Source organism: Paenibacillus sp. sg306046, from assembly GCF_059821225.1.
The window spans coordinates 174,911-189,654 of sequence record NZ_JCAMRT010000005.1; the positions used below are offsets into that span (position 1 = coordinate 174,911).

General features: G+C 57.4%; 13 protein-coding genes. 4 read left to right on the plus strand and 9 right to left on the minus strand.

The features are described from left to right. Positions 1 to 146: 146 nt before the first annotated feature. The 4 genes from AC6ROY_RS07165 to AC6ROY_RS07180 form a co-directional block, all read right to left on the minus strand. Positions 147 to 722 (minus strand): nitroreductase family protein, encoded by a 576-nt coding sequence (locus AC6ROY_RS07165; RefSeq protein WP_500099484.1) that lies wholly within the window; start codon positions 720 to 722, stop codon positions 147 to 149. An 80-nt stretch (positions 723 to 802) separates the two neighbouring features. Further along, positions 803 to 1,819, minus strand: coding sequence for an ABC transporter substrate-binding protein (locus AC6ROY_RS07170; RefSeq protein ID WP_500099485.1), 1,017 nt, complete (start codon positions 1,817 to 1,819; stop codon positions 803 to 805). A 106-nt stretch (positions 1,820 to 1,925) separates the two neighbouring features. Further along, positions 1,926 to 3,674 carry a helix-turn-helix domain-containing protein gene (locus tag AC6ROY_RS07175; RefSeq protein ID WP_500099487.1) on the minus strand — a complete coding sequence of 583 codons (1,749 nt, stop codon included), beginning with the start codon at positions 3,672 to 3,674 and terminating at the stop codon, positions 1,926 to 1,928. Between the two features lie 378 nt (positions 3,675 to 4,052). Beyond that, positions 4,053 to 7,220 (minus strand): S8 family serine peptidase, encoded by a 3,168-nt coding sequence (locus AC6ROY_RS07180; protein ID WP_500099489.1) that lies wholly within the window; start codon positions 7,218 to 7,220, stop codon positions 4,053 to 4,055. A gap of 158 nt (positions 7,221 to 7,378) precedes the next feature. Between AC6ROY_RS07180 and AC6ROY_RS07185 the strand changes: the two genes are divergently transcribed. Continuing rightward, on the plus strand, positions 7,379 to 7,708 hold the full coding sequence (locus AC6ROY_RS07185) for a DUF1904 family protein (RefSeq protein WP_500099491.1): 330 nt from the start codon (positions 7,379 to 7,381) through the stop codon (positions 7,706 to 7,708). Positions 7,709 to 7,789: 81 nt separating this feature from the next. Then, positions 7,790 to 8,752 (plus strand): peptide-methionine (S)-S-oxide reductase MsrA, encoded by a 963-nt coding sequence (msrA, locus tag AC6ROY_RS07190; protein ID WP_500099493.1) that lies wholly within the window; start codon positions 7,790 to 7,792, stop codon positions 8,750 to 8,752. Positions 8,753 to 8,937: 185 nt separating this feature from the next. Here the strand turns inward: msrA and AC6ROY_RS07195 are convergent, their stop codons facing one another. Together AC6ROY_RS07195 and AC6ROY_RS07200 are read right to left on the minus strand one after the other, a co-directional pair. After that, a complete protein-coding gene (locus tag AC6ROY_RS07195; RefSeq protein WP_500099495.1) occupies positions 8,938 to 9,219 on the minus strand; it encodes a hypothetical protein in 282 nt (93 codons plus the stop codon). 259 nt (positions 9,220 to 9,478) lie between these two features. Further along, entirely contained in the window at positions 9,479 to 9,703 is a 225-nt protein-coding gene (locus tag AC6ROY_RS07200) for a DUF1128 domain-containing protein (RefSeq protein ID WP_500099497.1), read from the minus strand. A gap of 236 nt (positions 9,704 to 9,939) precedes the next feature. Between AC6ROY_RS07200 and AC6ROY_RS07205 the strand changes: the two genes are divergently transcribed. Further along, positions 9,940 to 10,341, plus strand: coding sequence for a secondary thiamine-phosphate synthase enzyme YjbQ (locus AC6ROY_RS07205; RefSeq protein WP_500099499.1), 402 nt, complete (start codon positions 9,940 to 9,942; stop codon positions 10,339 to 10,341). Between the two features lie 90 nt (positions 10,342 to 10,431). Here AC6ROY_RS07205 and AC6ROY_RS07210 read toward each other — a convergent pair whose 3' ends face one another. The 3 genes from AC6ROY_RS07210 to AC6ROY_RS07220 form a co-directional block, all read right to left on the minus strand. Further along, positions 10,432 to 11,022 carry a TetR/AcrR family transcriptional regulator gene (locus tag AC6ROY_RS07210; protein WP_500099501.1) on the minus strand — a complete coding sequence of 197 codons (591 nt, stop codon included), beginning with the start codon at positions 11,020 to 11,022 and terminating at the stop codon, positions 10,432 to 10,434. A gap of 41 nt (positions 11,023 to 11,063) precedes the next feature. Further along, positions 11,064 to 11,705 (minus strand): YigZ family protein, encoded by a 642-nt coding sequence (locus AC6ROY_RS07215; protein WP_500099502.1) that lies wholly within the window; start codon positions 11,703 to 11,705, stop codon positions 11,064 to 11,066. Positions 11,706 to 11,839: 134 nt separating this feature from the next. Further along, positions 11,840 to 13,195: a glucose-6-phosphate isomerase gene (locus AC6ROY_RS07220; protein ID WP_500099503.1), complete on the minus strand. Its 1,356-nt coding sequence runs from the start codon at positions 13,193 to 13,195 to the stop codon at positions 11,840 to 11,842. A 156-nt stretch (positions 13,196 to 13,351) separates the two neighbouring features. On the opposite strand from AC6ROY_RS07220, the gene AC6ROY_RS07225 reads away from it, so the two are divergent. Next, the gene (locus tag AC6ROY_RS07225) at positions 13,352 to 14,611 is read left to right on the plus strand and encodes an NAD(P)-binding domain-containing protein (protein ID WP_500099505.1); all 1,260 of its coding nucleotides are present in this window, start codon (positions 13,352 to 13,354) and stop codon (positions 14,609 to 14,611) included. Positions 14,612 to 14,744 lie beyond the last annotated feature (133 nt).

The window sequence follows — 14,744 nt, forward strand, 5'->3', positions numbered from 1 at the left end:
TCACGCCCGCCATCATGGGCATATACTCCTACTTGAGTAATCTTCGTTATTCAGATGAAGTACGGAGAAGCGCCCTGTGCGCGTGAAAAAGCCCCGGAGCTGGCAGCGGGGCTTGCTTCATCTTGCTATGTCGACAAGTCGCAAGGCTACAGCTTGTCGATCACCGTCGTCAGCTCGGCGGCCGGGGTGCGCGGACGCGCCTTCCGGACCTTCTCTGCGTTGAAATAACCCATATGCAGCGTGCCTACGACCTTCTCGCCCGGCTTCACGCCGACGGACTGCCGGAAGTCCGGGTCCCAGTTGTAGTCGTTTGTTTTCCAGACGACGCCGATCCCTTGCTCCCAGGCGAGCAGCTGCAAATTTTGAATCAGCGCGCTTGCGGCCGAGAAGGCTTCCTCCCAGCGATGCGGACGCGGCTCCTCGCCGATGACAACCAGCAGATGCACCGGCACCTGGCGGCAGTACGCGTCAGCTACCCGCTCGCCGTATTCGGCCCGCTTCTCGCTCGTATACGTCTGCAGCACCGCGTCGGAAAACTGCTTGCGACCATCACCCATAAACAAGATAAACCGCCATGGCTCCTGGCGCGAGTGGAACGGCGCCCACACAGCGGCGTCCAGCAGTTCCATAATCAACTCCTGGGCAACCGGCTCCTCGGTAAATTGGTTGACTGTGCGGCGTTCGCGAACGGTGCGCGCGATCGTTTCATAAGGGGTGCTCATGACAGACATCTTCCTTTCTTCCATTTATTTAGGCTGATTAGCCTGTCGGTTGGCCAAGCCTTCGATGTCAGTTTCCGGCTCTAGGGAGCCAGCGCCTTCACAACATCCTCCAGCTTCTTCTCATACGCAAGCGGTCCTGACGTCATCCAATGGTCGACACTGACCTCATGAACATGGCCCTTCTGAACCGCAGGGAGCGACTTCCAGATCGGACTGCTCATCACTTCCGCAGCCAGCTCCTTGCCTCCCGCATCATAAGTGAAGAACAAGTGGTCCGCGTCAAGCTGCGGCAGCACCTCTTGGGAAATGACCGCTTGTCCGGCTTTTTCGCCCCAGGCAAGCTTGCTGACAATGGCAGGCGGCTCTAACCCGAGATCGGTGTACATCACGTTGCCGACGTAACCGGTCGGACCTCCATACAGCCGAATTTCCTTATTGCTGCGGATACGGACCAGCGCAACCGTTTGATCGCCCAGCGCTTTTTGCAGCTTGGCTTTGCCTTCGGCCGCCTTGCTGTCATAGCGCTGGATGACGGCTTCCGCTTCACTTGACTTCCCGGTCAATTCGCCGACCTTGCGCAGCGTTTTCCGCCAGTCATCAAACTCGCCGTCTCCGAACACGTAGGTCGGCGCAATTTTCGCGTATTTGTCATATTTGCCCTCGCTGCCATAGCTAGGGAAAGCAAGCATGATCAGGTCCGGCTGCGTCTGCAGCGCAGCTTCGAAATTGACGGCGCTGGTGTCGATTTTAGGCAGGCTGCCGATCTCCTGCTGTAAATACTTCAGGCTGAAGCTGCCAATCACCGTCTGTGCAACCGGCTTGAGGCCAAGCGCAACCAAATAATCTTCCATATATAAGCCGATCAACCGCTTCGGCGCAGCCGGCACTTGAATTTCGCCCATCGCATGCTTGAAGGTTTTCGGAGCGGCTGGCGCAGCCTGTGTGCCGAACGCCGCTGGCGTGCTCCCCTCCGCCTGTTTCGATGCTTGTTCCGCTGCCTGCCCTTGCTGGCTGCTGCCTTGCGGCTGAGCGGCGCATCCTGTAAGCAAAGCAAGCGCCAGCACGCCGGCGCCAAGCGCTGCCTTCCATGTTCCCATCCTCATTGTATAGTCCCCTTTGCCTATGAAGTGATAACCGTTCTCAGTACCAACAAATTTTATCATCTCCATGCCGGGCATTCCATACAGAGATGTGCGAATTTCCTTATAGATTTGTCAGATGCCTCGCGGCTGTCAAAGCGCCCAGCACATCGTCGATTTTGCGCTCATGCGCCATAATGCCGAAGGTCAGCCATATATCCGGCCGCACCTCATACACATTTCCTCGGCAGACGGCACGCAGACCCGTCCAGGCCGGGCTTCGCCTCAGCAGCCGGGCTTCCTCCGCTCTCTCTTCATCAATGAGCAAAAACAGATGGTCCGCGTCCAGCTCCTGCAGCGCCTCCGGCATCACCGGCCGGCCTCCGACATCCGAATCATTCCACTCCCTGAGCAGCCTGGGCTTCTGCAAGCCAAGATCATCGTACAGCACAGGGCAAGCATACCCGCTGTCGCCCGCATACACGCAAAGTCCGTGCTTCGCATGCAGTCGCACCAGCGCCACCGTCTCCGTTCCGATGCTGGTTCGCAGCAGGCTGCGGGCCGCTGCCGACTTCGCTTCATAACGTCGCAGCGCCTCGTCCGCCGCCTCTGATCGGCCAACCAGCTCAGCGACCGTACGCAGCGTCCGTCTCCAATCCTGTACCGCTTCGCAAAATACATACGTGGGCGCCAAACTGGCAAACTGCTCGTAGCGGCCGGCTTCGGCAAAATTCGGGAATCCCAGCAAAATCAGGTCCGGTCTGGCTTGGCGAATCGTCGCCCAGTCCAGGCTCGCAACGTCCAGCTTCTCCACATCGCCGAGATACGTCTGGAGATATTGCTGATAGTAGCGGTTGTTCGCATATTGAACAATCGGCTTCACCCCAAGGGCCGTAAGATCGTCTTCCATAAATAGTCCGATAATGCGCAGCTTGCGCCCGCCCGTCTCGTTTGCCCTCCGGCTGTCGGCGGCGTGGAGATGCTCCGTATACGCCTGCGAGCTGAGCAGCTGCCGGGCGTGGCTGCGCTTCACATAGGAGGATGGCGACAGCCCGGTTACTTGCTTGAACCTGCTGCTGAAATAAAACTCATTGCCGAAGCCCACGCTTCGCGCAATTTCCTTGAGCTTGGCATCGGAGCTCAGCAGCTTGTCCTTGGCCCGGCTGACGCGAATTTCAGTCAGCGCCTCCATCGGACTCCGGCCGGTTTCCTTGCGGAACCAGGATGAAAAATACCCCGGGCTCATTCCCGCCCGCTCGGCCAGCCGATCACGCGTCAGCTCCTCGCCGTAGCTGCTTTCCATATAAGCGAGCACCTCCTCAATCGCCCGTCTGCCCTCCATGCGCCTTTCCCGCTCAAGAGAAGCCCACACCCGGTCAAGCAGCGCGAGAAACAGCCGCTGACGCTGAAGCCCGGCACGTTCCGCCGCCCGCGCATCCAGCGCCGCCAGATTATCGGCCAACGCGACAATTTCCGCAGCATCGTGCAGCTCCAGCTCCCCGGCAAATGGCAATTCCGCCTGCCGGTACCCGCAGCAGTCCCCGTTCTCCGCCTCCCCGGCTGCGCCCGCCAGGCGGAAGCCGTCAAAGCCAAGCACATAACCGTGCAGCGGGCAGCCATAATCACTGCCGATATCAATCGTCATCCCCGGCTTCAACAGCCAGCCCTTCGTCTTCTCTCCGCCCAATCGAAACGGCTTGCCGTCAACATACATTTGGCCATGGCCGCCGGTTACCAGCAGCAGCTGATGCGTGCTCAACTGCTGCATCGTCCGGTCCAGCTTCGACATGTAACGAATGAAACGCAAGGCGAACATTGTTGCCCCGCTGTCCGCGTCCCTGCTGAATTGGCTCGCTTCCTTCTGTTCGCCCATACGCCTGCTCTCCTTTGCGTCCCCCCTGATCTGGATGGAACCCGCGCTTTGTTCTTTGACTCTTTGTTCTTTGCTCTAGTTCTTTTCTCTATACCCTTTGCTCTTTAATCACCGCTTGCCGCTTCTTATTCGCCCCTACAAATGAGAATAATTATCATTTAAGTATACCCGCTTTTCCGCGGCTGCTCAATCCCTATTCCGTGAAGCACTCGCACTCGTACTCACACCGGGCAAAGGATGCGCAACCGCTGACGCTCCGGACATCAACATGAACAAACCGGCCCCCGCACAGGGAACCGGTTTTCATTTACAGCTTGCTATTGCATTGTGTAATGACAGGTGAGTCTTTCGCCCGGCGCTTGCCGCAGCGCAGCTTGCTTACTGTTGAAACAGCCGGGCGATGACGACCGCCGCCTGGGCGCGGGACGCCTGATCCTGCGGCTTGAAGCTGCTGCCCTCGGCCGCGTTCATCAGACCCAGCGCAGCGGCGGCGCGCACATAGGGCCTTGCCCACGCGCTAACTGTCCCTTCATCTCCGAATTTGACCTCCTGGGTGAAGGTCAGCTCCGACAGCTTCTGCCCCTTCGTCCGCAAATACGCATTCACAAGAATAACCGCCATCTGCTCGCGTGACAGGTTAGCTCCAGGCGCAAACCGCGTTTCACTCATCCCGCTGATCAGCTGTGCCTGATACGCGGCGTACACGCCGCCATAATACCAGGCATCGGCCGGCACATCCGTAAAGACAGCGGCTGTCTCCGCGGCAGGCAGCTTGAGCGCACGGGCCAGCAGCGTAACAAACTGCGCGCGGGTTACCGGCTCATCCGGTACAAACCGGTCCTCCGTCAAGCCCTCCACGACCTGGCGGGCAATCATCCGCTCGATGTCCTGCTGGGCCCAGTGGCCCTGAAGATCAGCGAAGGAGCGGTTGTAATCCAATACCGCATACCGGGAGAAGTGCGGCAGCTCCAGCTTCACCGTTTTATTGTCGATGCCCAGCTCGCCGCCCGCATACGTCCATGCTTGCTGCACCTCGTCATAGCGGTAGACGCCGACTTGATGCAGCCGGTTGACCTTGTGCAGGTCCAAGCGAAACACAGCCGTAATCGGCTTCGCAAAGGAACGGATGCTCGACTTACTGGTTTGCAGCGTGAAGTCAACCATGCGGGACGCAGCATTCGCGCCGGCAGGCAGCCCTTCCGCCGGTTTATAATCAAGCTTCAGCAGCAGCGTCTGTCCTTGTTCCACCGTCCCGGCAAATCCGGCAGGCAGCCGCAGATCGACTCCGGCCGTTTGAATGACAAATGGCTTGCCCGCCTGCTCCGCCTTGGCAACGGCTTCCTGACTCAACTGAACGTGTACCCGGTCCACGGCGCCCTCGGTCGTCGTGGCGTCGATCAGCACCTGCTTGTTGGCGGAGACGATTTCCTTCAGCAGATCATCGTTTTTCGGACTAACCGTCAGCAATTTGCGCCCGTCCACATCATCCTTGACCTGCTTAGGCTCCGCTGACGGGGCCGGGCCGCCTCCGCCGCCTCCTCCTCCGACCGTGACCGGGGCAGCGGCTGCAATCAAGTAGCGATAGCTCACTTCATCGCTGTAGACGCCATTTTTCAGCACAATCGCCGATAAAATCGACGACTCGGACACCGTGATCGCCTGATTGGAGTAAACGCCCCCTGTAGAGCCGTTTTCCGTTTCCAGCACGTAATAGATCGTGCCGTTCGGCTCTGATGTTGACAGCGTGACCTGCCTGCTGCCCGCGTACGTCCCTGCACCCAGGCTGGCCGCAGGCACAGCCGGACGACGGAGCAGCTCCAGCCGGTTGGAGCTTTCCTGCCACTGCCCCCCGGTCAGCCGCTGCGCCGAGAAATAATACCGGTACACGTCAATCGGCTGTCCCGCAGGCAGCGTTACCGCAAGCGAGGCCCGACCGTTTTCCAACAGTCCCCGCATCTCGGCCGGCTCGGGATCAAGGCTGCGCTTGACCTGATTTTCCTGCCAGCGGCGAATGGTCAGCCGCACCTCTTCGCTGGAAGCGACGACCTGATTGTTCAGATCACGCAAGGAAAGGTCGAAGGCAGCCGTGCGTGATGCGCCCCAATTGATCTCGCCTTGCTTGGTCAGCTCCAGCCGGGGCAGCTCGACCGCCTGCTTGGCGTTCAGCATCCCTGCTCCATACGAAATTTCAGCGTTGATGGTGTTGTCCAGCACATTGGAGTAGCCTGTCGTCGGCGCTGGAGCAGGGGCGAAGCCTTGTCCGGAATTTCTCAGAATCGTGCGAATGTCGTCCGCCGTCAGCTGGTAGTTGTAAGCCTTCAACAGCGCGGCTGCCGCGGCTGCCAGCGGCGTAGCCTGCGAAGTGCCGGAGCGGGTGCCATAGCCCTGGGCATCGCCTGCAGACGGCTGCATCGTGTAGGGCAGCGTGCTGTAGATGTTCACCCCCGGCGCGGCCAGATCGACTTTGCCGATATTGGAGAAGTCGGCCAGCGTCAGCTTGCCGTCGGACAATTGCCCTACCGCGCCAACGCTGACGACCTCGTCGTAAGCGGCCGGATAATCGGCACTGGCGGCATACCGCACCGTATCCTTCCGGGTATCGGTATCCAGCTGCCCTGCTTCCGTGCCGATCCAGTGATTGCTTTCATTGCCTGCCGCCGCAAAGATCAGGATCCCTCTCTGCGCCGCCTTCTGAATCGCTTCATGCACCAGCTTGCTGCCCGAGGACGAGCCTAGGCTGGCGTTGATGATATCCACGTTTTCCGAAATCGCGTATTCAATCCCTTGCAGCAGCGCCGCCGTATCGCCTTGCCCCTGTGCATTCAGCACCTTCACCGGCAAAATACGTACGCCCTCGGCCGCCCCGGCGAAGCCGTCTCGCGCGCTGGCCGCAATAATACCGGCGACATGTGTGCCGTGACCGTGGTCATCCTGCACCCCGGCGGACGGTGTAATAAAATTCCGGCCTTTACCCGCGACAAGGGCCGCTTGCAGCGCCGGATGCCCGGTATCAATCCCGGAGTCCAGCACCGCGACCGTCACAGCCGCACGCTGCTCTAGGGTCGTTTTATTCGCCAGATAGGTAATCCCTGTAACCGTCTTGCCCCAATTTCGCATATAACTGACGTCGGGCGACTGGTACACCGCCTGGGCTACCGTTTCCCGGCCGCTGCGCGCAAATTCCGCCATCCGCACCTCATACACCGGTTCGGCGTACTCGACCTCCGGGTCCAGCAGCAGCTCCTTCAGCTTGTCCCCGACGGGAGTCGTCGCAGGAAAAGTCAGCTCTGCGATCCGCGGCGTGACCGCTTGCAGCCTGTAGCCCTCGCCGCTGCTTCGCGGAGCCGCCCTGTATTTCACCAGCACTTTGCCGGGAATGACAGCCGCCTCGTCTGCAACCGGACGCCCGTCCACTGCGGGTTGTCCGCCAGTCAGCTCAGCCGCCTGCGCCGCAGAAGCGGCGGACGGCAAGCTCCAGCCGATGACCAATATACTTGTAAGCATTGATTTCCATAACCTTGATGTCCACGAACGTCCCGCCTGCATGATGTTCCCCCTATGAGCTAAGCTGCTCTATGATTCTCGCAACACGATGCATTTATCATAGTAGGGTTTCAGAGAAGAAGCAATGCAGGGAATCTGTTATACTGGAAATCTAATGAAATTTTTAGAATTCGCGCTTTTGCGCTCAGGAGGTGCCTCTCATGCCCCAATTGCTTATACGCGGTGTGCCCGTCGAAACGGTCCGGCAGCTCAGCGGCTCGTTGCTTGACGAGCTGGCTGATATCTGTGCATGCGGTACCGATAACTTTACGGTAGAATGTTTGGCGACAACGGGTGTTTTCACCGGCGAGCTTGTGCCGTCCTTTCCGTTCGTCCACGTCTGGTGGTTCGAGCGGGGTCAGGACATTCGCGACCGGTTCGCCGCAGCGATCGACCGTCATCTTCGGGCAGCCGGCATTGCCGAATCGGAGGTTGCTTTCTCCGTATTTGAACCGTCCGGCTATTATGCAGGCGGCAAGCATTTCGCTTAAGCGGCCGAAAGACAACCCGTTCCCAAATCGGGTATACTAAGGAAAGCAATACCTAATCCATGCCAGAGAGGTGAAACCTGTATGTCCCCGACTCAACATGAACTCGCCACGTTTGCCGGAGGCTGCTTCTGGTGTATGGTTACTCCGTTCGAGGAAATGCCCGGCATCGTCAGCATCGTGTCCGGCTATACGGGAGGCCACACCGAAAACCCGACCTACCAGGAGGTTTGCTCGGATACGACCGGCCATACGGAAGCGGTACAAATTACATTTGACCCGGAGGTATTCCCCTATGCAGAGCTGGTAGAGCTGTTCTGGCGGCAAATTGATCCGACCGACGCAGGCGGCCAGTTCTGCGATCGCGGCTCGTCCTACCGCTCGGCCATTTTCTACCATTCCGAGGAGCAGCGACAGCTTGCAGAAGCGTCCAAGCAGCAGCTGGAGCATAGCGGAAGGTTCGACCGGCCGATTGTGACGCCAATTTTGCCTGCCGATACGTTCTATCCGGCGGAGGAGTACCACCAGGATTATCATAAGAAAAATCCGCTGCGCTATAAGATGTACCGCCGCGGCTCAGGCCGTGACGACTACCTGAAGCTGCACTGGAACACCCAGCAGGACCAGGACGCCCTGAAGGACCGGCTTACGCCGATGCAATGGAAGGTCACGCAAGAAAACGGCACCGAGCCCGCGTTCCATAACGAATACTGGGATAATCACCAGGAAGGCTTGTACGTCGACATCGTCTCCGGCGAGCCATTATTCAGCTCCAAAGACAAATTTGATTCCGGCTGCGGCTGGCCGAGCTTCACCAAGCCTTTGTCCCAAGGCTTGATCGAGGAGAAGCAGGATTACAGCCACTTCATGCTCCGCACCGAAGTACGCAGCCGCAAGGCCGACGCCCATCTCGGCCACGTGTTCCCTGACGGGCCACGCGAGCTGGGCGGCCTCCGTTATTGCATTAACTCGGCTGCGCTCCGGTTTATCCCCAAGGAAGAGCTGGAGCAGGCCGGTTACGGGCGGTATGCAGCCTGGTTTGATTAAGCGCTAAACAGCGGCTGACTGCTCGCGCTTCGCACTGCGACTACAGCAAAATACGCCTTCCCTTGGACCCAACGCCAAGAGGAAGGCGTATTGCTGTATGGCTGGCTTAGGTCGAAGCGTGCTTAAGGATGACACCTGCTGCTCGCTACGCGAGCTTCAGCTCCGCAACCGTAGCGGACTTCTGTTTACCAGAAGCCCCCGTAGCCTCCTCCATAGCCATATCCCGGATAACCGCCAAATCCGTAGCCGGCATACGGCGCCGTCCCGATGGCCAACAGGTCAAACAATACAAGCGGAATGATCGCGGACGTCCGAACCGATTTTCCTTTGCTGCTCGCCGATACAAACAGCTTGCCGCCGCTGACCTTGACCAGCTTCCCTTGAACGACGGAGCCGTCCTGCTTAACCGCGTAGATCGTTTTGCCGACCAGTTTGGCGACCTCTTGCTTGCGGACTGCCTTGCGCATTCACATCCACCTCCGAATAGAATCGTCAGGCCGGGCCTGCCGCCTCAGGCAAACCCGGCGTTAACGCTATATTGTACGGAATGCCAGGAGGCCACGCCTGTACAGTCGTCCCCCAGGCGCACAACTTGTGCGGTTGTCCCCGCGCTTGCCCGCAGCCCTGCTTATTTATGCCCACGCCAAAAAGGGCCACGCGCTCAAACGCAGACCCTTCCGCTGCTTCTCTTTGCTCCAACTGCCATACGCCAGCACGACCAAACGGTTACGGGCGACGGAGCCGCCCCAGCTCGGACGTAATCGCCTCAATTTCGCTGATGCTGAATTGATTTTTGCTCGCAACCATGCTGTAAATATCGTGCAGGTCTTCATATTGCGTGTCGTTCAGCGAGGTTGCCTTCAGTGCGGCGCCAGATGCCATCCGCAGCTTTTTTTTAATTTCCTCAATCATATAATCGGTGTTTTCCAATGTGTTTTTCGTCAAATCCATACGTGAACCTCCCAGGCTTCGAATGCTTGCCTCCTATTGTACCATGTTTGGTCCGGCCGCGCTCTGTGTTCTATGTAAGAAGAAAAGCTTCTGATCGAATCACCTTTAATGAACATGCCTTCGTGTTCCGGCAGCAGCTTTCTTGATACAGTAATGCGACCATGCGGGTGCAAGCGGTTACCCATTCTGGTAACATACAGGAGAACAAACTCCATGACTGAAAGGATTTGACGACCATGATTCACAACCTGCACGTGCAAACCCATCACCGCAGCGAGATGATCGACATTACCCGCCTTGTGCATGACAGCTTGAAGGCTGAGCAGCTGGAGGAGGGCATTGCCGTGATTTACTCTCCACATACGACGGCCGGCATCACCATTCAGGAAAATGCAGACCCCGATGTGAAGCATGATGTGCTGCTGCGGCTGGACGAGGTGTTTCCCTGGAGCCATCCCGCTTACCGCCATGCGGAAGGCAACACCGCTTCTCATCTCAAAACGATGACAGTCGGCTCCTCCCAGACCGTGCTGGTCGCAGGCTCCCGTTTGGTACTCGGGCGCTGGCAAGGTATTTATTTATGTGAGTTCGATGGGCCGCGTGAACGCACTTGTCTGGTAAAGTTTATACGCGGATAAGCACAAAAGCATGCAAGCGTGTCAGCGTTTAAGCTTTAATAGGATGAAGCAAGGGGCTGCAAAGAAGTCTCAGCTGCGGTAAGTTCGGATTCATGATCCCTGCAGCCCCTCGCACAAATATTTGACATGTTGTTCAGCTAGCTTCTTCACATCCTTGAAGCTTTGGCTATAGTGAATATTATAGGAAATAAAGCCGTGCATCGACATAAACAAGCTCCAGGGCAGGTTGTACATCTTGCTTTCGTTGTTTTCCTGCTTTGCGACAACCGACCGGACGACGGTCGCGAACAAGTCCAGACATTGCGCTTGTTCGGTACGGGAGTAGCGCTGCAGCTCCGGGTCCTTGATCATAAACATAATCTCGTAATGATTCGGATTTTCCAAGCCAAACTTGATAAATTCAAGCATCAGCTTCTCCAGCTGCGCCATATCGCCGAGCCGGGTACGCCGCAGCATTTCCCGCTGCTTGTTCAGCAGGTCCCGGAAATCCTCCGTCACCAGTGCGTAAAACAGCTCCGCCTTCTCGCTGAAATGATAATATAAGGCTCCATGACTGTAACCCATTGCCTTCGCAATGCTTCGCATCGTTAAAGCATGATAGCCGTGCTCGATGAACAGTTGGCGCGCTTCGCCTAAAATACGGTTGCGGCTCAGCTCCTGCTCGACTGCTTTTCTGGCCAACCCTGTTCAACCCCTCTCTGTGTAAAGTACTCGGAACCTCCCTATACGGGAAGCTCCGTATGCTCTATATAACAGCTGTTTCCTTTGTCGATCACGCCTTGGCCCTGGGTCAAATCCGTCATCCAGGCGATAAACGCCTCGGCTTCCGCCTCAACCGGCCAACAGACCAAGGTCACCTTGTCGGTAAATTCCGTTTCGCCCATCCGGGTGCTGCGGTTACGCAGCTCATTTTCCACCTTGCCAAGCCACGTATAATCAATGCCGACCCTGACCTCCCGGTGCAGCACCTTAACTACCTGCTCAGCGGCGGCTAGCCCGGCCACCGCGCCGTCCGTATACGCCCGGATTAACCCTCCGGCCCCGAGCATGATGCCTCCGAAGTACCTGGTTACGACGACGACGACATTTTTCAGCCCCTGGTTTTTGATGACTTCCAAAATCGGCTTGCCGGCTGTGCCGCTCGGCTCTCCATCATCCGAAGCCTTCTGAATTTCATCGCGCTCCCCGATCATGTAAGCCGAGCAGTTGTGGGTGGCCAGCCCGTGCTCCTTCTTGATGCTCTGGATAAACGCAATTGCGGCTTCTTCATCGGCCACCGGCTTGGCAAAGCCGATGAACCGGGATTTTTTGATCACAAGCTCCGCAGAGCCGAATTGCTTGACCGTCCGATAATGCGGCAGCATTGCAACCGCCACCCTCCTTTCCCGAACATGAACGCTCTGGTTAGCTTATACGTACATGTCATTATATCTTTGCAAAAAAAGCGATCATCCCGAAGGATGAACCGCTTCTTCACCACGCAGCGCCAGCGCCTGCGTTACTTGCCGAGTCTCGCTTCCAGCTCAGCCTTCTCTTGCTCATAGCCAGGCTTGCCAAGCAGAGCAAACATATTTTTCTTGTAAGCCTCCACGCCAGGCTGGTCAAACGGATTAACGCCAGACAAGTAGCCGCTAAGTCCGCATGCCTTTTCAAAGAAATACACCATGTAGCCAAACGTGTACGGGCTCATATCCGGCAACGTCACGATCAGGTTCGGCACGCCGCCGTCCGTATGGGCCAGCATCGTTCCTTCGAACGCTTTTTTGTTGACGAAATCCATCGTTTTCCCGGTCAGGAAGTTCAGCCCGTCCAGATCCTGAGCGTCATGACCGATGGAAATATGCTCGGACACCTCGCTAACCTGAATGACCGTTTCGAACAGGTTGCGGTTGCCCTCCTGGATAAACTGCCCCATGGAGTGCAGATCGGTCGAGAAGTCAACGGCCGCCGGGAAAATGCCCTTGCTGTCCTTGCCTTCGCTTTCGCCGAACAGCTGCTTCCACCACTCGGACACAAAATGCAGCGACGGCTCGTAGTTAACGAGAATTTCCGTCGTTTTCCCCTTGCGGTAAAGCGCATTGCGCACTGCTGCGTATTGGTAAGCTTCATTCTCAGCCAAATTCGGGCTCGCATACGCTTGACGAGCATCGGCAGCGCCGCTCATCATCGCTTCGATATCAATGCCTGCGGCTGCAATCGGCAGCAAGCCGACAGCCGTCAGAACCGAGTAGCGTCCGCCTACATCGTCCGGAATGACAAACGTTTCATAGCCTTCCTCGTCCGACAGCTTCTTCAGCGCGCCTCTGGCTTTGTCCGTCGTAGCGTAGATCCGCTTGCGCGCCTCTTCCTTGCCATATTTGTTCTCCAGCAGCTCGCGGAAAATCCGGAATGCAACCGCCGGCTCCGTGGTCGTCCCCGACTTCGAAATGACGTTGACGGAGATGTCCTTGCCCTCAAGCAGCTGCAGCAGATGGGTAACGTAGGTGGAGCTGATATTTTGCCCGACAAAATAAATTTCAGGCGTCTTGCGCTTGTCCTTCGGCAGCAGATTGTAGAAGCTGTGGGACAGCATCTCCAGCGCCGCGCGCGCGCCCAGGTAGGAGCCGCCGATTCCGACAACGATCAACGCGTCCGAATTCGCTTGAATACGCGCTGCCGCCTCCTGAATGCGGGCAAATTCCTCTTTATCGTAATTGACAGGGAGATCAATCCACCCCAAGTAATCATTTCCTGCGCCAGTGCCGTTATGAAGCTGCTCATGCGCGGCCGCTACCGCGGCGGACAAATAATCAACCTCGTGTTTACCTACAAAATCAAGCGCTTTGCTGTAATCGAACTGAAGCTTGGATGCCATGCGTCTTCATTCCTCCGATCCGAACCTTAGGTTCTCTATGTAAGTAAATCCTTTGTAAAGCTATATGCTTAGCATACTTGATATTGCTTCTCAAACGCAAGAGAACATTCACAGGTTTCCATCAAAATGCTAGAATAATACCCAGGAGGGATCGCCATGAAAACGATCGGATTTATCGGTCTCGGCACGATGGGCAAGCCCATGGCCGCGAACCTGCTCAAACAAGGCTTCCAAGTTATTGTCTATAATCGCACCGCAGGCAAAGCCGACGAATTGATCCAGCTCGGCGCAACAGCCGCCGCAACCCCGGCAGAAGCCGCGCAGCCGGCCGATGTCATCATTACGATGCTCAGCAAGGATGAAGTCGTGCTGGACGCCGTACTCGGCGACCAGGGCATCGTTCACAGCCTGCGCCCCGGACAAACCGTCATTGACTGCAGCACCGTGTCTCCCGAGACAAGCCGCAAGCTGTACGACGAGCTGGCTACGCGTCTGGTTGATTTCCTCGACGCCCCGGTCACCGGCAGCAAACCGGCAGCGGAAGGCGGGACGCTTGTTTTCATGATCGGCGGCCAGGAGGAAGTGCTGGATGCGCAGCGCGATGTGTTCCAGGCCATGGGCAACAAGCTGGTTTATATGGGACCGTCCGGCGCAGGCTCCTACACGAAGCTGGCTCATAATACGATGGTCGGCATCAACGCGCTGGCGCTGATGGAAGGGCTGTCTATCGCCGCCAAAGCCGGACTGTCCGCGGAGCAGTTTCTTGAAGTGGTCCAAGCCGGTTCCGCTTACAGCAAGCAGGCCGAGCTGAAAGGGCCGAAGATTTTGAATCGCGATTTCAGCAACCAGTTTTCCGTCCAGTGGATGCTGAAGGATTTGCTGCTGGCCAGCGAAGCGGTCGAGCAATTTCAGATGCCCGCTCCGATGCTGCACAGCGCGACTGAAATTTTCCAGATGGCACAAACACGCGGGCTTGGTGAGCAGGACCTCAGCGCCGTCATTCAATGCTATGAGGACTGGATGCATCTGCAGATCGGCGAAGCCTCGACGCCGCAGCGCGCCGAGCAAGCACGGGCCGCCGAGCGCCGCCGCAACGCCAGGCTGGAGATGAACATCAAGCTGCATCTGTCCGTCTACCAGTGGGAGCAGGAAGGCTCGTTCTCCGGCCAACTGATCGAAGGCACGCTGATTGACCTGTCGGAAAGCGGCATACGGATCTTGAGCAGCTTCCCGCTGGCGAAGGATATGTTTATCGTGATTCACTTTCCGCAGGAAGCGGAGCTGCCGCCTGTCACCGCACGGATTATCCGGATCGACCCGGATGAAGGGCAATTCCGCTACGGCTGCATGCTGTCCGGCCTGCCGCCGCATGTGCGCCTGAAGATTGAGGAATACATCCGCATCCAATCCGAGTAGTCGCAAGTCGACTAATCACGAACCGAGTAATCGCAAGCGGCTGCTTGCTCATGCATTCGTGCCTGTTGTTGAACGTACAAACCCCGACCGCATCCACCATCGCAGACGATGGGGAAGCAGCCGGGGTTTTTCA